Here is a 16,989-nt window from a genome sequence, read left to right as displayed (position 1 = left end):
GTCTTTAACTAATTGCTTATTTCTGTTTAAAACGTAATTCTCACGCATTTAAATTTTTCTTCTCTTTACAATTTCTTCTGATGACGCCATACAATGTGGACAGCTCACTCCATCTGCCCAACGTAATGCGCGCACCTTTTCATAACATTACTGTTCATCTAGCAAATCTTGAATCTTAATCACTTCGTTATCCCTTTACCTGAGCTGTGCCAGGTTTGAATTAATTGTCATAAAACTACGATATTTATGGGAATTAAACAACACCGTCATCACTTTTTTTATACCTCCCTGAAACACCAAAAGAGCCAAGTCAAAATAACTTGAAGTGTAATAGGCATTATTTGCTCAGTGATCATATCTAATATCGACAATTTAGTTTAAAAAATGGTCTCGATAAAACTTCATTTCTTCGATTGATTCTTTTATATCATCCAATGCCAGGTGAGTATTTTTTTTGGTAAATTGTTCTAGAAGTTCGGGTTTCCATAATGATGCTGCGATTTTAAATGAGCTGACATCAAACAAACGATAGTGAAAGTAACCTTCAAGTGTCGGCATATATTTGGCTAAAAACTTGCGATCCTGCCAGATAGAATTGCCGCACAAGGGCGATTGACCTTTATTGACATGGGGTTTAATGAAATCAAGTATTTGCTTTTCAGCTTCGCTCGTACCCACCTTACTTTGACGCACGCGCGCAGTTAATCCAGATTCACCATGAGCCTTTATGCACCACGAGTTCATATTGGCTAAAACATCATCACTTTGGTGAATTGCAATGGCAGGCGATTCTGCCAGTACATTCAGGTTTGGATCGGTGATGATGGCAGCAATCTCAATAATATGACAACGCTCAATCTCAAGACCTGTCATCTCAAGATCAAGCCAAATGAGATTGCTTTTGGGCTCAGTCGTTTCACTCACGGGCTTACTCCCTTGCGCGAGAAACGTATTCACCTGTGCGCGTATCAACCTTGATCACTTCATTGATTTGGACAAATAACGGAACTTTCACTACAGCCCCTGTTTCTAGAGTTGCAGGTTTGCCACCAGAGCCTGCGGTGTCACCTTTTAGACCTGGATCAGTTTCAACAATTTTTAATTGGACAAAATTAGGCGGGGTGACGCTGATCGGCTCACCATTAAATAGTGTGATTGAGCAGGGATCCTGTTCTTTAATCCATTTTTTACTTTCGCCCAAAGCCGTCTCGTTAATATTATATTGTTCAAAGGTTTCATCCTGCATAAACACGTAATACTCACCATCAAAGTACGAGTAACTTGCGGCAACTTCAAGTACATCAGCACCGTCAACAGATTCCCCTGATTTGAATGTTTTCTCAATGACACGACCATTTTTTAAGTTACGCAATTTAACACGATTAAACGCCTGACCTTTACCTGGTTTGACAAATTCATTCTCAACAATTGCCATTGGGTTGCCATCGATTAATAATTTCAAGCCATTTTTAAATTCATTTGTACTAAAACTTGCCATCTCTATCCTCTCTAGTATATTAGCGCTACTTCATTTCAAAACGCCGAACATGATACACGAAAAACCAGAGGGGCAACAGGATAAAGCCAGCGCAGATTGGAAAATTGCCTTAAATCAAGGCTTTAAAGATTGGCAAACCTTAGCACGGTTTTTAGAATTAAACCCAAATAGCTACAGGGTCCCTGTCATCGAAAACTTTCCAATGCGTATACCGTATAGTTTTGCCTTGAGAATGAAAAAAGGGGATATTAATGATCCCTTATTAAAACAAGTGCTAGCGGATAAATTTGAGCTTGATCGAGCAGATAACTATGTGAGTGACCCACTCTCTGAACGTGAGTTTAATCCTGTGAAAGGGGCTTTGCGCAAATACCATAATCGGATTTTACTGATGTTGCATCCTGCCTGTGCGGTGCATTGTCGATATTGTTTTCGTCGGGAATATGATTACCAGGCTCAAACTCAATCCAAAGAAAGCTGGTCGCACGTATTTAACTATATTAGAGAACATGCAGAGCTTGATGAGGTGATTTTTTCGGGGGGAGATCCTTTGTTACACAATGATGAACGCTTAAGCTGGTTTGTAGCACAAACAGAATCAATTCCTCACATTAAGCGGTTGCGAATTCATACGAGAATCCCAATCGTATTACCCAAGAGGGTTACGAAAGAATTCTTAGCAGTATTTAACAAGACGCACTTACAAAAAATTATGGTAGTGCATGCCAATCATGGCAATGAAATTGCCGCGGATGTGATTGGCGCATTTAAGCAGTTAAAAGAAGCAGGATTTAGCATTTTAAATCAAGCAACGTTACTTAAAGGCGTTAATGATAATGCTGAAGTGTTGAAAGCGTTGTCAGAGCGTCTATTTGAAGCAGGTGTATTGCCTTATTACTTGCATGTACTAGACAAAGTAAAGGGGGTGCAGCATTTTGATGTTGATGAAGAAAAAGCCAAAGCAATTCATCATGAGTTAAAAGCGATTACCTCAGGCTATTTAGTGCCAAAACTGGTGCGTGAGATTGCCCATCAAAAATCAAAAACCTGGTTAAAATAAGGTAATCACTCAGGGTGTTTCCAACTTAATCACTAGAGTTATTGAGGATAGTTAAGATTCTCAGCTTGCAGCTTGTTCAAAACTTCGCCGATAAACTTTTTGGCTTCATATTGTGCCATGTCAAGGTTGTGATCCCTCCAGTTGCCACACTCAGCAGCAGAGCAACCAGGGACTTTACCGCGAAAATCAGCACAAAAATGAAATAATTTTTTTATCAGCGGAATAATGTCAGTGCTGGTAAGAGAGCCTGAAAACAGGGCATAAAACCCTGTGCGGCATCCCATAGGACCAAAGTAGCTGGTTTTCTCTTTCCATTGCGTATGGTTTCTTAGAAAAGAGGCCCCCAGATGCTCTAACGTGTGAAGGGCAGGAATATCAATCACAGGTTCGTTATTCGGTTCTTTCATGCGGATATCAAATGTTGTAATAACTGCCACATCAAAGCGATCAATGCGTGAAACGTATATCCCACGCTTTAATCTTAAGTGATCTATGTTAAAACTTGCAATATTTTCCATGGTCATCTCTCCACATTAAAATTTGATATACTGCCTGGTACAGCATAGCTTTGCAGTATACACAAAATTAAAAGCGGGGTTCTAAAATTCTGCTGGCTTTGCACCAGGAATGTAGATATATTTGGGAAAAAGGTGGCAAAAGGCGGGGATTACGAATGTGGGAAAAGTCACCTCACGCTGTTATTTGAATAAGCACAAGGGCGTATGCAATACGCCCTTACGCAACACGCGATTATGGGAGGAGGTATTGTTTCGTCAGAAAATATCTATACCCATCGTAAATCATTTTGCGGGATTTATGGGAAAGCAGTTTGTGAGGATTTTGAATGACTGGATTGCAGGTAATAGCAAGCTCTATTATCAAAATTCAGTCACTCAAAATCAGCCAAAATGCAATGTCAGAAAGTCTGTAAAATGGTTTGCGATGGGTATATTAAAGAGGGTTTGTTTCATGGCAGTAATATTGAGCAGCACAGCGCAAGCCACTGAGTGTGATAATACTAAATTAACCATGGCATTTGATCTGATTGCACAAAGGGCACAAGTGATGCAGTTGGTTGCTGCGGATAAGTTTATCAAAAAAAGTGGTATTTATGCTCCAGATCGTGAACTTCAAGTGTTGCAAAACGTTAAAATTATTGCAGATAAAGAAATGCTGCCAGCCTACCCAACGCTGGTTTTTACGCAGATACAGATGGATATGTCAAAGTTTATTGAGCAATATTGGTTGGCTAAGTGGTCGGCTGATGCAAAAAGCTTTAATCAGAAGGACGTCGATTTAACAAAATTAAGGGCAGTGATCTCACAGATCGACGATAAGCTATATCCTGCCATTAAAATGGCATTACCTTCATTGCAACGCTGTTCACTGACAATAAGCTCAAAATCCTTCCAGGAAGCTATGGCGCAAGTTGAAGGGGTGCCTAGTAATCCTGACTATGCGAGTATGATACTGGCAAGTTTGGTGGCAATTTCTCAAGCTCAGCAATAACCAGTTTAGGGGTGAGCTTATTCAGGCAATCCATGTGCCCTAAGGGGCATTCGCGCTTAAAGCAAGGGCGGCACGGAAGATTGTGAAGATAGATGCTTTTTGCTTTATTACTAAGTGGTGGGGTGAATTTATCTGAAGTTGAACCGTAAATGACAAGTGTTGGAATGTTAAGCGCACAGGCAATGTGCATGAGTCCTGAATCGTTACTGACGACTTTCTCACAGCTTGCTAACAAATAGACGACTTCTGAGAGTGATGTTTTTCCCGCAAGATTAAATAAATGGGCGTGATGGTTACAGCTTTTGCTAATGTCGGATGTGGTCTGTTGATCTTTGGCGCCTCCCAATAAGATCACTTGATAATTTCTATCTAGTAAATATTGAGCGAGCTCTGTGTAATGAGCAGTTGACCATTTTTTCGCAGGACCAAACTCAGCACCTGGGCAAAGAGCAACAATCTTATTGTTATTTATGAGACGATATTTAGCTAAAGTTATATCAATTTTTGAAGCCTCTAATTCAAATTTAGGAAAAGGGAGCTCATGGGATAAGTCTTCTGTTTTGGCAATTGCCAATGCGCAAAAGCGCTCAATCATTAAAGGATATTTGCTTTTATTTAAGCGTCTGCGATCATTTAACAAAAAAAATCGTGCCTCACCCTGCCAGCCTGTACGTTTTTTAATTTTGGCAAAAAAAGGAATAAGTGCAGATTTCCATGAATTGGGCAAGACAATAGCCGTGGTATATCCTTGATGACGAAAATCACACGCCTTTTGTTTACGAACATGAAATCCAAATTCGCCGTGCTTAAACTCAAGTGGGAAGGTCTGGTTAATCTCAGGCATAAATTGCGTAAGCTCACAGCAGTGCTTTGGTGCGGCAATATCGATAACACACTCAGGATCAAGCTGTTTAAGGTAGCGATAAAGAGACTGTGACATCACCATATCACCTACCCAGCTTGGTGCAATAATCAAGTATTTATTCATGTGATCCTGGGAAATTTTTTCTGCTAACAAAGCGTGTGCTGCAGTAAGGGCATACCCCTTCATCGTTGTCGTTTAGGTCTATATACACACGTGGATGCTGATTCCACGAGGCTTGTTCTGGAATAGGGCAGCAGATGCGCTGACCATGTGGTACTTGGATGATTTGGATGTTTTTTTGTATAGACATAAGGATCTCTTTAATGCAATTTTTTGCGTCCAAGTTTAGCATAGGAAAAGCCTGCTGTGGCAATAAAAATACGCACACAATTATCCCTGCGTCTTTAGCCGAGTCGCCTCCCCCGAGTCGATGTTAATCAGGACATTATTTTTTATGCTCAATATGCTTAGAGAGAAAAACACCTTGGGCAATTACAAACACCAGGGTGAGTCCAAGCATGCCAAAGAGTTTGAAGTCTACCCAGATATCCGTTGAGAAGGTGTAAGCCACAAAAAGATTGATCGCTCCTAAGATCAGAAAAAACACGCCCCAGATATTATTTAAACGTTTCCAGATTTTTTGGGGAAGCTCGATATTTTCTTCCATTAAGCGTTGAATAATCGGTTTTTGCATAAGATACGTAGAGAAGAGAAAAATCACCCCAAATAGCCAATTTACAATGGTAACCTTCCATTTAATTAGTGCTTCATCATGGAAATACACTGTTGCACCACCTAAGATAAGCACAAGTACAAACGTAATGACGTGCATCATTGAAACTTTTTTGTAGCGGATTACCTCGTAGGTCAACTGAATCGCTGTGGCGATAATCAAAGCAACCGTCGCCATATAGATGTCATACATTTTATAGATCACAAAAAAGATGATAATTGGGAAAAAGTCAAAAAGCAGTTTCTTCATGTTCTCTCCAGGGAGGGTTGGTGGTACACTTGGCACAAATTTTCGCAACAGTATAAAGTAAGAATGCGCCATGAGCCAATATATTGAAATAAATCCATACTCATCAAATAAGGCGCTATTAACTGAAATCGTCCAGGCATTAAAAGAGGGTAAGGTCATTGCCTATCCGACAGACTCAGGTTATGCCTTGGGATGCAAAATGGGTTTAAAAAAACCCTTGCAGCAAATCAAGAAAATTCGTGATCTGGACGATAAGCATAACTTTACCCTGATCTGTCGTGACTTATCAGAGATTGCCCATTATGCCAGGGTGGATAACACGGCATATCGCTTGTTAAAGCGAGCCACCCCAGGGGGCTATACCTTTATTTTATCTGCAACCAGCAAAGTGCCAGGACTCATGCTTAACAAAAGCAAAAAAACCATCGGCATCCGTGTGCCAGAGCATCCTGTGCCTCTCATGATTAGTGAGGCGCTGGGCGAACCATTGTTAAGTACCACCTTTATTTTGCCAGGTGAGGTCACGGCGCTGGTATATAGTGAGGACTTTGCCAATGAGCCTTGTGCTCAGATGATTGACTATATTTTGGAATCTGACTATTGCGGCTATGAACCAACAACCGTTGTCGATATGACAGAAACTCCCGCAACCGTGCTTCGCGTTGGCAGTGGGGATGTGAGTATTTTTGAATAACCTAGAGAATAAGATGCAAGATCAATATTACCGTATTATTAGTGAACATTTGTTACAGCCATTTAATCTGAGTCTGGAAAAATTAAAAGCGCAGCTAAATACATTTACACAAAAGCACATTGATTTTGGTGATTTGTATTTGCAAAAAATCATGGCAGAGAGTTGGGCTTTGGAGGACAACGTTGTCAAGCATGGCAGTTTTGGAATTGAGCAAGGCATTGGGGTCAGAGCGGTATTTGATGGCGAAACTGGTGTTGCCTATGCCGATGACTTGCAGATAGAGACGATTGAGAAATTGATTAAAACTTCTTTGTTTTTACTTAAAAACAGTAACAACTCGCATAAGATTGAAAGGCTGATAACGCCCAATACCATCAGACACTACCTGTCAAACTCCCCGCTAAGCAGTATGCCTGCAGAAGATAAAATTGCACTGTTGCATCAAGTCAACCATTACGCAAAATCGTTGGACTCAAAGATAGAGCAAGTCAGCGTGGCGCTTGCCTCAAATATTGAGATGATTTTGATCTTAAATACCGATGGGCTTTGTGTGATGGATGTGCGCCCATTAGTGAGAATGAATGTGAGTCTTATCATGTGTGAAGAGGGTAAGCGTGAGAGCTTTTCCGCGGGTGGTGGAGGACGTTATGATTATCACTATTTTACCGAGCAGGATTTATGGCGAAGTTATGTCGATGAAGCCTATCAAGGGGCAAAAACAAATTTAATCGCGAAGCCCGCGCCTAGCGGAAAAATGCCAGTGGTACTTGGTTCTGGCTGGCCCGCAGTTTTACTGCATGAAGCGGTAGGACACGGCTTGGAAGGAGATTTTAACCGCAAACAAAGTTCACATTTTTCGGGAAAAATTGGGCAAAAAGTGGCTTCAGAAAAGTGTACAGTGATGGATGAAGGCTGTATTGCCAATCGTCGTGGTTCACTTAATTTTGATGATGAAGGCACGCCAACACAAAAAACAGTGTTGATCGAAAAGGGCATTTTAAAAGGCTATATTCATGATCGAATTTCAGCTAAAGCATTTGGAGTTACTCCCACAGGCAATGGCAGAAGACAATCCTATGCGCACCTGCCTCTGCCAAGAATGACAAACACGTATATGTTAGGAGGTGAGGATGCGCTTGAAGACATGATCAGGAGCATTGATCATGGCATTTATGCAACCCACTTCAATGGGGGGCAGGTTGATATCACCTCAGGGCAATTTGTATTTGTCATGGATCAGGCTTATTTAATTAAAAACGGTAAAATTGTGCATCCCGTTAAGGGTGCCTCTTTGATTGGTCATGGTCCTGAGATCATGCAAAAAATTTCAATGATCGGCAGCGACTTTGCCTTGGATAAAGGCGTTGGCGTGTGTGGCAAGGAGGGACAATCTGTCCCTGTAGGTGTGGGGCAAGCCAGTTTAAAAATCGATGAAATTACGGTAGGAGGATGTGAGTAAAATGGGCTTGTGCAAATAATTTGCCCAAGTGTGTCGGTGTGAGTAATCAGTGTCCGTCACACTGACAACTCACACTTAGGTAATGTGCGGAAATATAGTCACTGCCGTAAAATGAAACTGTAAAAAAATTATTTTTTTGTTATATTTACCATCCTCAAAAGAACAAAGCTGACTATTTGGATCTGCCTATGACCCCCGAATCTTATCAAACGAAACTCGCGCAAATGTCCTTGGCAAAATCCTGGGCAGTGGTGATTTTAATTTCCTTCTTCTTTTTCTTTGAATTTGGTTTAGGCAATGCCTTTAATACGTTAACACCAGCAATTTTAGTAGCATATCCTGATTTGACACACGTTGGTGTGAGCTTTATTGCAAGCCTATATTTTTACACGAATATTGCCTGTTTAACTCCTGCTGCTTATATTTTAGATCGTTTCTCACCGCGGCTAGCCATCTCTATTGCATTACTGGTGTGTGCGCTAAGTATTTTCGTCATGACCTTAACAGCAAATATTTATGTGATGGGCGCGTCGCGCTTATTAATGGGCGTTGGTGCCAGCTTTAGCTTGATTGGTTGTGTGCGCATTGCCACAAACTGGTTTCCCTCTTATCGCTTGGGTTTCGTGATTGGCATTATTATTGCGATCGGAATGTTGGGGGGGTATGTGGCTCAGGCGCCCGTTGGCTACTTGCTTGATCTTTTAGGCTTAAAGTATGCTTTGGACGTAATTGCCTTGTTTGGTGCTTGCCTTGCGGTGCTTATTTTTCTTTTGGTACAGGATACCCCAAAAGAGTTAATAGCGTTTCGTCAAGTGCAAACAGAGGCATTAAAAGCTGAATCGGTTATACAGACATTAAAACTGGTATTAACCAAACCGCAAAACTGGTGTGCGGGGATTTACGTTGGCTTAATCAATATTGGTACATGGATGTTAGGAGGAATGTGGTCAAATGCGTATTTAATAAAAACGCATGGCGTAAGTATACTTGAAGCTCGCTCTATCACAGGGTACATTTTCTTAGGGATGATTTTTGCTTATCCATTTTGGGGCTGGTTCACAGAACGAATGTGTCGGCGTAAACAACCGTTGATTTTGGGTGGGATTGGCTCGGTGGTCATTATCTCTGCGATTATGTTTTGCACGGTGAGTGTTACTCAATTATCAGTCCTCTTCTTCCTGCTTGGTTTTGTTACAAGCGCGCAAGCCATAGCTTACCCATTTGTCGGCGAGACTAATCCGATGAAAAACAATGCCGTTGCAACGAGCATTGTATCGATGAACTCACTGTTGTGGGGTGGTGTTATTGCTATGCCTCTGTTTGGTATGCTTACCAGCTGGTTTAATCAGTCAAAAGGTTTGGAGGACATGGCTGCACCTGGGCTTGATTTTGGTATGGGCATTTTGCTAATTGGCTTTATCATTAGTATTATGTTTGCATTCTTGATTAAAGAAACGTATTGTAAGCGTCAAATTGACTAGGATAGGAAAGTATATGCAATTTCTTGAATTTGAAAAACCCATTGCTGAGTTAGAAGCAAAGATAGAAGCACTGGCTAAGTCAAATGCACATAGTGAAGAAGTCCAGCATGAAATCCAAAAGTTGCAGCTAAAGACTGCTGATTTAATGAAGAAAATCTATAGTTCATTAACTGATTGGCAGATTATTCAGCTGGCTCGCCATCCTGAGCGACCCTATTTTTTGGATTTGTTAAAAAAGATATTTACCGACTTTCAAGCTTTGCATGGGGACCGTGCCTTTGCTGATGATAAAGCGGTGATCGGTGGTTTGGCTAAGCTTGGTGAGCAGCCTGTTATGGTTATTGGGCAGGAGAAGGGGCGAAAAACCAAAGATAAGTTGAGGCATAACTTTGGCATGATGCACCCTGAAGGGTATCGTAAGGCACTTCGACTCATGAAGCTGGCGGAGAAGTTTAATGTGCCAGTGATCACATTTATTGATACCCCAGGAGCGTATCCTGGGATTAAGGCTGAAGAGCGTGGGCAAAGTGAAGCAATCGCCAGGAATTTGCTGGAAATGTCCAAATTAAATGTGCCGATTATCTGTGTGGTCATCGGTGAAGGCTGCTCTGGAGGGGCTCTGGGTATTGGGGTTGGCGATAAGCTAGTGATGCTGGAGTACAGCTATTTTGCGACTATTTCACCTGAAGGCTGTGCGTCTATTTTGTGGAAAACAGCCGAAAAAGCGGCTGATGCCGCTGAAATTATGGGGATTACTGCCAAAAGACTCAAGGAACACAATATTATTGACGAAGTAATAAAAGAGCCATTAGGTGGCGCGCATCGCAATATCAATGAAGCCGCCAAGGAAATCAAGTTAGCTTTGCAGCGCTTATTAGCTGAGCTAAGTGCCTTGTCAAATGAAGAGCGTTTAGCCAGGCGTTACGAGAAACTTATGTCTTTTGGTGCATTCGAAGGTTAGATGTGTAAGCCAGTAAGGAATTCCTTGCTCTCTCCTAAAGGAGGTTTGAGATTACAAAATTTAAAGTTCTCTCTGAGTTTGTACGTTCTTATATACCTTGTTGCGCAGGTTTTATTTGTCCATCACACGTGCTGTCATTGATACGACAAACCTGAATAATAGCAGATGCAACACCGTCAAGCTTGATCGGGCATGTCACAGGCATAGCAGCGTTTAAGTTTAACCAGTCAGCATTGCACTTTAGATACAGCTTATAATCAAGTGTGTCCTCACTTAAAGTAAAGCCCATATCTTTTCCTCCATTAACAATCGTCCCGTCAACGCTTAAGTGCATCTTATCTTTAACAATACTAGCTTTAAGGGGAAACTGATCTGCTCCTACAGTAACGCTAGATGAATGTCGAGCACCTACTGCCATAGGTGGAGATGACCTGGAATAACCTTTAACCGTAAAAGAATATAGTACATCTCCAGGTACACTGATTCCTACTTGCATTCTTGGGATCGTTTGGTTCTCTATAGCAAACGCGGCGGTGCTTAAGCTCATAGCAATGAGCATCATTAGTGATCTAGTTTTCATTATTTAAATCCTTCTATATGGTTACGATGAACGTCCAAAACACAACAACCTTCAATGTATAATTGCCAGCTTCAAGCGTAAACATAACGCAAAGCTGAGTTTCGGACAACTGACGAGGTCATATACTTTAACCTCTGGCGTTGAGTGTAGTGACTAGGTATTAAGGATGTCAAGCGCAGCAGCACATACCATAATTTTTAATTGAATGGTTTTCCAGATTTTTGTCTAAGCACTATCTTAATCCTTATGATGGTAATTATTACCACTGTAGATCAAAATATATACTTTTTTAACGGTTTATCTGTACGTATTATGTGCTTGTGACAAAAAACGATCAATAAAAGAGTGTAATTTAAATTGTCACCCCAGATAAACCAAAAAGGAGAAAACCATGAAAAAACGTAAACTTATTTCCCTATTAACTAGTGCAAGTCTCTTGGGATTACTCGCAGGTTGTGGAGGTAGCTCCAGCAGCTCCTCAGACTCAAGCAGTTCCGAGCCAATCAACCTAAGTACTTTCAGCAGCCTGCCTGAAACAATGGTTACTAATCAAGCAGGTGTTTTTGAGGCTGTCGTGAATACAGGCAGTCAAGCCGCCGCATTGGCACTTGGCGCGGGAGAAACAGGCAGCACAATCAGTGCCATTGATTTTCCAGCCGCAAGCGGCGTTTTGTGGACACAAATTGAGAACACCACAGGCTTACCAGACTGTAAAGCAGGACTGGCTTTATCATCAGCACAACCAAGTTGCGCGATTAAGGCTTTGGTTGAAAGTAACAGCGATGGTGCGAAGGTGGATGGTAATATTCAAGTTAAAACCAACTCACAAACCATCAGTCTACCAGTTAAAATCCAATTTGTTGGTGCTGGAAACACTGCCTTACCATTGGCTGAAGTCACAAACGTCACTGCAATTGCTCCTGACAGCACGACGACGATCACCCTGTTAAACCCAGCGGAAAACACTGTTGCTTTAAATAACGTGAGCATCAGAGTGCCTGATTGGCTGGCCGATAGTATGCAAAATCTAAAAAGTGCCGTGCTTACACACAATTTAGATGGCTCAAGAAGCATTCTTTACAGTAAAGACGGTCGTGCTGAAAACTTATCTCCTGGACAATCAGCGGTCATAAGCTTTGATCTTCCAGGAGGCAGTAATATCAGTGATGCCATCTTAGCGCATTATGCTGAGCTGACCAATAACCCGATTTCTAAGACAGTAAGCGTCACTGCTGCGAACTTAAGAAATAAAATTTCTCCAGCGATTGAGATTTCAGCCGTACCAGGAAAACTAGATAGCAGTGCCACTTTAACTGATCCTGCTGGTTTTGAAACGCTTACCTTCACGAATCTTGCCAATACTGTACTGACTATTGAAACCCCAGGCATTCAGCTTGATTTGCCTAGTGACGTTCATCAGCTAGGTGGCACATGTGTCGATGGTCATCAATTGGCTGCAAGTGGTGAGACCAACGATAGCTGCACGATTATATTACACGTCGATGCCACCGCCCAACCTCAAAGCAATAAGTCGCTTAGCATTCATTACAGCGACAGTGCTGGCAATAGCTTTATCAGTCAGGCGAGTGTAAATGTAGCTCCTGCCGAAATAAGCATTGGCACTGTTGGTACGAGTGATGCCTTACGTGTTCCTGAATCAGGTCAAGAGGTGATCCATGTGAGCATTAGTAATACCGGTAAATTCAACTGGGTACCTTCCAACCTCCCTGAAAATTATCTCATAAGCCCAGAGGACCAAACGCTAGCGGCAGAAAATATCGAAGTGCTTGGCGCAAGCTTAGGCAGTAGCTGTTTATCTGGTACTCCTGTCGTCCCTGGGGCAAGCTGTGATTTAGCGATCGAAACCAATATCAATACAGCACCTGGTGACTACACACTAACGCTTACCCCTGCGCAAAATCTTACGACTCAGCAGACTAAAAGCTTTTCTGTCAAAGGTGCTGTCGGGAAATTTCAGTTTAGTGATGGGAGTACCCAAATTGCAAGCACCAGCCTCCAAATTGGTGGCAGTCAAGCCATCACGCTTAACAATATTGGGCAGACGCCTATTAGTGGCGTGGCTGTTAATATCCCATCGCCACTGACAAAAACAGACGACAGCTGTACGGGTAGCACCTTAGTCCCAGATGCCAGTTGCAGCTTTAGCGTGAATGCGCCTGATGGCATGGGTGCTGGCAATTTCATCATCAGTGCTGATGGAACCTCGGGTGCACAAGCCGTCTCTCATACCATCCCCGTCATTGTGACAGGTGTCAATCTTTCAATTGCGCCAGTAGCTGCCATTTCCGTGCCTATGAGTGGGAATAGTATTACCGAAGTATTGATTACCAATAACTCAGGCTTCGACTGGCACCCATCTACCAATGTCGAGGATTATCAACTGACAGGTACTGATACCACAGGAATCTCCATGGTTGGTACGGGATTGTCACAAGCTTATTGCTTAGCAGGTGGGGTTGTTTCCGCGGGTGGTACATGCGCCTTAGGATTACAGGTAGAATCTTCTGCTAATGTCGGCAGTTACGCTTTAAATATCCGCCAGGCAACCAACCTCGCTTCTGCCCAATCTGTCATTTTTGATGTAATCGATAATATGGGCTTTGTGAGCTTTGCGCCGCAAATCGCCAATATTGGTAAGGGCTCGAATCCTATAGTACAAACGGTCACGGTAAATAACTCAGGAAACACCGATATTACTAACTTCTATCTTACTGAACCTGCTGAACTAACTACAGCTAACAACAATTGTGGTAGTCAAAGCTCACCAACAACGCTTGCCTCAGGGAGCAGTTGCAGCTTTGAGGTTTCTGCTGATAATTCAGTTACCGATGGCGCTTATCATTATGCGGCATTTGGGGATGCTGAAAACTGTGCCAACTGTGATGGCAACACACAAATGCAGGTTAATGTCGCGGGGGTGACAGTGACGCCTGGCGCTATCGGTGATGCTGGTAGCATCAGACGTCCTGCGACAGGCAATCAGGTTACCGATGTGAGTATTACCAACACCAACACCCAAACCGCATGGGAGCCTTCAACTACCTCCTCTGATTATGTGATCAGCTGTGTGGCAAATGGACTGGATACCTGCGATACGGCAAACGTGACCATTGTTGCACCGAGCTCAGGCGTAAGTTGTCTCACAGGGACTTCGGTAGCCGCTAATGCAAGCTGTACTATTGGGATTCAAACTAATGAAACAAGCATGCGAGCAAGCTATGCGCTAACTTTAAGAGCACACAAGAACCTTTCTGCCGATAGTTTACCTGTAGACTTTAGTGTCGACTCTTCTTTAGGCTATCTTGCCTATTCAGCTGCAAGCACAGGCTCTGGTTTGAATACAACAAGTAGCCCCTTGAATTTACCCAAGCGTACCACCGCTTTAAACCCCGATGCGGTTGTCAACAGCATTACCTTGGAGAATAAAGGGGATACTGACGTCACGGGACTGACGCTTAATACTTCAGGACAAAGTAGTGATTTGACCGTCAGTAATGACACCTGCGGCACCACAATCGCGGCACACTCAAGCTGTAGCTTTGACCTGGATGTTGCTAACGTCGATGGAAACTATACCTTTACGAGCTCTGCAGACGTGTCAAGTTTAAGCAATAATAACGCGAGCTTCAAAGCTGCTGTCGGTTGCGCGTATAGTTGAGTGTGTCGTGTGTTTACGTCTTATAGCGTTGTCAGTGGGGATAACAATGCCTGGATGTTAAACAAAGGCGCAACTGCGGCTACGGGGACGACTCCTGTGGCAAAAGCCAATAGTATTTGTGCCAACGATCAAAATAATCCAAACGACGGTGGCATATTTAAAGCCTGGTTAAGTGATTCTGGAATGAATGCCAGGGATAATATCGGTTACAATAATCTACTATCCTACACCGCAAACTGGAATTACAACTTGCCGATTGCTCCCACTGGAACTTTGTTAAGTGGCAATCTCGTGAATGCAATCAATGATCCACGCTCAGGTTCTCCTGGTGCGGGGGTTAAAGCGGCTACAAATGTAGATGGTACCTTTACCGGTCTTGATAACTTTGCCTCTTGTAACAACTGGACATCACTTTCTAACACCACACCAAGTAGTGGTGCGGGAGCAAAGGCAAACTGGGGACGACAAGCCTTCACTAATGGCAACTGGACTGCTTACATTTACGGTGACGGTGGCAGCTTCAACTCCTCTTGTGGCGCTACCTACGCAAGACCTGTCTACTGCTTTGAATCACAAAGCTAATAATCAATGCCCAGGGATGGGGTAGTTTATTACAACCTGCTTAATCGATCCATCAACCAGGGGAAAAATTTCCTTCAAAGGTCAAATATTCCTCTTAATTAGATTATCTTTTAAACCATATAATGAGATGGTCAAAAAAACAGCACCAGTGGAGACAACAAAATGAATATTAAAAACAACTTACTTTCAATCTTGCTGGCATTGACCTTAAGTGGCAGCGTCTTTGCAGAATGTATCTTAGATATACAAAGTACAGATTGGAAGGAAGCAACTAAGGTTGCTCATATTCGTACATGCAATATCAGCCGGGGTACGCATCAATTTTTTATGTTCAACCCTTACACTGAAAAGCCAGCAACATTTAGAAAACGCAACGACAATGATTCTTATCACGCTAAAATGATGAAGCTTAGCAAAATTGCCCAACAAAGAGGACTTGTTTTGGGCAATGATCAAACCATTTGCGAAGAATTTTGATTGATGGGGTGGTCTAAGCTCGACCTGAAGCATTCAATGTTGAGCGTTTTGGGCTAGAGTAAAAACTCAGTCTTGGTTTAATTGGCTCACCGCTTCAACCGACAAACCAGTCATGGCAGAAATCTCCGCATTACCCATACCCGCTGCTTTAAGTTGTTTGGCAATGTCAATTTGTACTTGTGCCTTTCCTTCTTTTACCCCTTCTTTACGCTCTTTTCTTGCTTTCTCCTCCGCTTTTCTTGCTTTCTCCTCCGCTTTTCTTGCTTTTTTTTCTGCTTCTATTGCTTTAGCCTCTGCTTTTCTCGCTTTTTCCTCTGCCTGACTTGCCTTTTTTTCAGCCTTTTCCCTCTCCTCGGCAATTTCCTTTTGCACGATAATAAACTCTTTTTTCTTGTACTGAACTTCAAGTTCTTCCTCAGTCATAGCTGCGGTATTGCTGATATCAAATGCCGAGATAACCTCGGTGCTCAGGTTGTGCGGAATATGCGCAAGACTCCCTGCATTTTTAATAAAATAGAGCCATTGATCCTGGATGTTTTTTAGCTCTTCCAATGTTTTAGTAAATTTTGGCAATTCAATAAAAATAAGCTCAAGATCATCGTTGTAGGTGATAAACTCTTCCTTTTCCAGAAGCTTAAAGTTTGAAATGAGTCTGGTATTGTCTTCGAACATCATAAAATCAACGATGGTCAGCGCAATAATGGGATTTAACAAATGATACTTTTCCCCTTCCAAAAGCTGTGTCGAGTAATTCTTTGCTGCGTTATAGAGAATCCTTTTTTCCAGCCCCGCATGTGACAAAACCTGCATTTCAATGATTACTTTGCAGCCATTATCAAGTACGGCTTTGACATCTACAAAGCTGTCCTTCATTCCCTTTAGCAGTGGGATGTTATAAGGATCAACGATCGTTAAATCGGTTATCTTAGCATCACCCTCAAATTGAATCACCGAATTTAAAAATGAAATAAGACGCGGTTTACTGCCTTCGCTGCCGAACACTTTTTTGAACGCAAAATCGGTGCGAATATCTAAAAATCTCATCTTTTCACCTCGCATGACTGAATCTATTGGCATTTTATCATTAAGCTGCAATAAGCAACAGTTCAACTTTTAAGGTTGTTGAGAATAAATAACTGGAGTTCGGACAGAAAGCTAAATT

Annotated in this window: 17 protein-coding genes and 1 pseudogene; 9 read left to right on the top strand and 9 right to left on the bottom strand. The window is 42.2% G+C overall.

The features are described 5' to 3' along the window. Nucleotides 1-48 precede the first annotated feature (48 nt). The 3 genes and pseudogenes from CU053_RS06650 to efp form a co-directional block, all read right to left on the bottom strand. A pseudogene (locus CU053_RS06650) lies at nt 49-141 on the bottom strand (hypothetical protein); the annotation flags it as partial. Between the two features lie 231 nt (nt 142-372). After that, nucleotides 373-924: an oligoribonuclease gene (orn, locus tag CU053_RS04035; protein ID WP_267901802.1), complete on the bottom strand. Its 552-nt coding sequence runs from the start codon at nt 922-924 to the stop codon at nt 373-375. 4 nt (nt 925-928) lie between these two features. Further along, nucleotides 929-1,498, bottom strand: a complete 570-nt coding sequence (gene efp / locus CU053_RS04030) for an elongation factor P (protein ID WP_100551473.1) — start codon at nt 1,496-1,498, stop codon at nt 929-931. 49 nt (nt 1,499-1,547) lie between these two features. On the opposite strand from efp, the gene epmB reads away from it, so the two are divergent. Continuing rightward, on the top strand, nt 1,548-2,558 hold the full coding sequence (gene epmB / locus CU053_RS04025; RefSeq protein WP_100551472.1) for an EF-P beta-lysylation protein EpmB: 1,011 nt from the start codon (nt 1,548-1,550) through the stop codon (nt 2,556-2,558). Nucleotides 2,559-2,596: 38 nt separating this feature from the next. On the opposite strand, the gene CU053_RS04020 is transcribed toward epmB, so the two are convergent. Beyond that, nucleotides 2,597-3,076: an S-ribosylhomocysteine lyase gene (locus CU053_RS04020; RefSeq protein ID WP_100551471.1), complete on the bottom strand. Its 480-nt coding sequence runs from the start codon at nt 3,074-3,076 to the stop codon at nt 2,597-2,599. A gap of 157 nt (nt 3,077-3,233) precedes the next feature. On the opposite strand from CU053_RS04020, the gene CU053_RS04015 reads away from it, so the two are divergent. Continuing rightward, nucleotides 3,234-4,067: a chorismate mutase family protein gene (locus CU053_RS04015; protein ID WP_158106991.1), complete on the top strand. Its 834-nt coding sequence runs from the start codon at nt 3,234-3,236 to the stop codon at nt 4,065-4,067. On the opposite strand, the gene waaF is transcribed toward CU053_RS04015, so the two are convergent. The 3 genes from waaF to CU053_RS04000 all read right to left on the bottom strand — a co-directional run bounded on the left by waaF (nt 4,000) and on the right by CU053_RS04000 (nt 5,914). After that, nucleotides 4,000-5,055: a lipopolysaccharide heptosyltransferase II gene (gene waaF / locus CU053_RS04010; RefSeq protein ID WP_100551469.1), complete on the bottom strand. Its 1,056-nt coding sequence runs from the start codon at nt 5,053-5,055 to the stop codon at nt 4,000-4,002. The genes CU053_RS04015 and waaF overlap by 68 nt on opposite strands. Beyond that, nucleotides 5,048-5,242, bottom strand: coding sequence for a zinc-finger domain-containing protein (locus tag CU053_RS04005; RefSeq protein ID WP_233263333.1), 195 nt, complete (start codon nt 5,240-5,242; stop codon nt 5,048-5,050). Before CU053_RS04005 ends, waaF begins: the two co-directional genes overlap by 8 nt. Nucleotides 5,243-5,377: 135 nt before the next feature. Next, the gene (locus CU053_RS04000; protein ID WP_100551468.1) at nt 5,378-5,914 is read right to left on the bottom strand and encodes a septation protein A; all 537 of its coding nucleotides are present in this window, start codon (nt 5,912-5,914) and stop codon (nt 5,378-5,380) included. A gap of 70 nt (nt 5,915-5,984) precedes the next feature. On the opposite strand from CU053_RS04000, the gene CU053_RS03995 reads away from it, so the two are divergent. From CU053_RS03995 to CU053_RS03980, 4 genes are all read left to right on the top strand, one after another. After that, nucleotides 5,985-6,608, top strand: coding sequence for an L-threonylcarbamoyladenylate synthase (locus CU053_RS03995; protein WP_100551467.1), 624 nt, complete (start codon nt 5,985-5,987; stop codon nt 6,606-6,608). 13 nt (nt 6,609-6,621) lie between these two features. Beyond that, complete coding sequence (gene tldD / locus CU053_RS03990; protein WP_100551466.1) at nt 6,622-8,067, top strand: metalloprotease TldD; 1,446 nt, start codon at nt 6,622-6,624, stop codon at nt 8,065-8,067. 188 nt (nt 8,068-8,255) lie between these two features. Beyond that, nucleotides 8,256-9,548, top strand: a complete 1,293-nt coding sequence (locus CU053_RS03985) for an MFS transporter (RefSeq protein WP_100551465.1) — start codon at nt 8,256-8,258, stop codon at nt 9,546-9,548. 13 nt (nt 9,549-9,561) lie between these two features. After that, nucleotides 9,562-10,509 carry an acetyl-CoA carboxylase carboxyltransferase subunit alpha gene (locus CU053_RS03980; protein WP_100551464.1) on the top strand — a complete coding sequence of 316 codons (948 nt, stop codon included), beginning with the start codon at nt 9,562-9,564 and terminating at the stop codon, nt 10,507-10,509. Between the two features lie 88 nt (nt 10,510-10,597). Here the strand turns inward: CU053_RS03980 and CU053_RS03975 are convergent, their stop codons facing one another. After that, nucleotides 10,598-11,089, bottom strand: coding sequence for a hypothetical protein (locus CU053_RS03975; RefSeq protein WP_100551463.1), 492 nt, complete (start codon nt 11,087-11,089; stop codon nt 10,598-10,600). A 391-nt stretch (nt 11,090-11,480) separates the two neighbouring features. Here CU053_RS03975 and CU053_RS03970 point away from each other — a divergent pair, with 391 nt between their 5' ends. The 3 genes from CU053_RS03970 (at nt 11,481) to CU053_RS03960 (ending at nt 15,827) form a co-directional block, all read left to right on the top strand. Beyond that, complete coding sequence (locus tag CU053_RS03970; protein WP_100551462.1) at nt 11,481-14,768, top strand: hypothetical protein; 3,288 nt, start codon at nt 11,481-11,483, stop codon at nt 14,766-14,768. Nucleotides 14,769-14,777: 9 nt separating this feature from the next. After that, on the top strand, nt 14,778-15,350 hold the full coding sequence (locus CU053_RS03965) for a hypothetical protein (protein ID WP_158106990.1): 573 nt from the start codon (nt 14,778-14,780) through the stop codon (nt 15,348-15,350). A gap of 162 nt (nt 15,351-15,512) precedes the next feature. Further along, nucleotides 15,513-15,827, top strand: coding sequence for a hypothetical protein (locus CU053_RS03960; protein WP_100551460.1), 315 nt, complete (start codon nt 15,513-15,515; stop codon nt 15,825-15,827). Nucleotides 15,828-15,893: 66 nt separating this feature from the next. Here CU053_RS03960 and CU053_RS03955 read toward each other — a convergent pair whose 3' ends face one another. Next, nucleotides 15,894-16,871 carry an Rpn family recombination-promoting nuclease/putative transposase gene (locus CU053_RS03955; RefSeq protein WP_100551459.1) on the bottom strand — a complete coding sequence of 326 codons (978 nt, stop codon included), beginning with the start codon at nt 16,869-16,871 and terminating at the stop codon, nt 15,894-15,896. Nucleotides 16,872-16,989: the final 118 nt, after the last annotated feature.

This window comes from Caedibacter taeniospiralis (assembly GCF_002803295.2).
Taxonomy (GTDB): domain Bacteria; phylum Pseudomonadota; class Gammaproteobacteria; order Francisellales; family Francisellaceae; genus Caedibacter; species Caedibacter taeniospiralis.
The sequence above is the reverse complement of the archived record's forward strand: the minus strand, read 5'-3'. Positions and strand labels throughout refer to the sequence as shown.

What these genes read in the sequence shown, in the direction of transcription:
- tldD (WP_100551466.1), top strand. Translation starts at nt 6,622, where the DNA reads ATGCAAGATCAATATTACCGTATTATTAGTGAACATTTGTTACAGCCA.
- waaF (WP_100551469.1), bottom strand. Translation starts at nt 5,055, where the DNA reads ATGAATAAATACTTGATTATTGCACCAAGCTGGGTAGGTGATATGGTG.
- CU053_RS03970 (WP_100551462.1), top strand. Translation starts at nt 11,481, where the DNA reads ATGAAAAAACGTAAACTTATTTCCCTATTAACTAGTGCAAGTCTCTTG.
- CU053_RS03975 (WP_100551463.1), bottom strand. Translation starts at nt 11,089, where the DNA reads ATGAAAACTAGATCACTAATGATGCTCATTGCTATGAGCTTAAGCACC.
- efp (WP_100551473.1), bottom strand. Translation starts at nt 1,498, where the DNA reads ATGGCAAGTTTTAGTACAAATGAATTTAAAAATGGCTTGAAATTATTA.
- CU053_RS03995 (WP_100551467.1), top strand. Translation starts at nt 5,985, where the DNA reads ATGAGCCAATATATTGAAATAAATCCATACTCATCAAATAAGGCGCTA.
- CU053_RS04005 (WP_233263333.1), bottom strand. Translation starts at nt 5,242, where the DNA reads ATGTCTATACAAAAAAACATCCAAATCATCCAAGTACCACATGGTCAG.
- CU053_RS03980 (WP_100551464.1), top strand. Translation starts at nt 9,562, where the DNA reads ATGCAATTTCTTGAATTTGAAAAACCCATTGCTGAGTTAGAAGCAAAG.
- CU053_RS03960 (WP_100551460.1), top strand. Translation starts at nt 15,513, where the DNA reads ATGAATATTAAAAACAACTTACTTTCAATCTTGCTGGCATTGACCTTA.
- CU053_RS03955 (WP_100551459.1), bottom strand. Translation starts at nt 16,871, where the DNA reads ATGAGATTTTTAGATATTCGCACCGATTTTGCGTTCAAAAAAGTGTTC.
- CU053_RS03985 (WP_100551465.1), top strand. Translation starts at nt 8,256, where the DNA reads ATGACCCCCGAATCTTATCAAACGAAACTCGCGCAAATGTCCTTGGCA.
- CU053_RS04000 (WP_100551468.1), bottom strand. Translation starts at nt 5,914, where the DNA reads ATGAAGAAACTGCTTTTTGACTTTTTCCCAATTATCATCTTTTTTGTG.
- CU053_RS04020 (WP_100551471.1), bottom strand. Translation starts at nt 3,076, where the DNA reads ATGGAAAATATTGCAAGTTTTAACATAGATCACTTAAGATTAAAGCGT.
- epmB (WP_100551472.1), top strand. Translation starts at nt 1,548, where the DNA reads ATGATACACGAAAAACCAGAGGGGCAACAGGATAAAGCCAGCGCAGAT.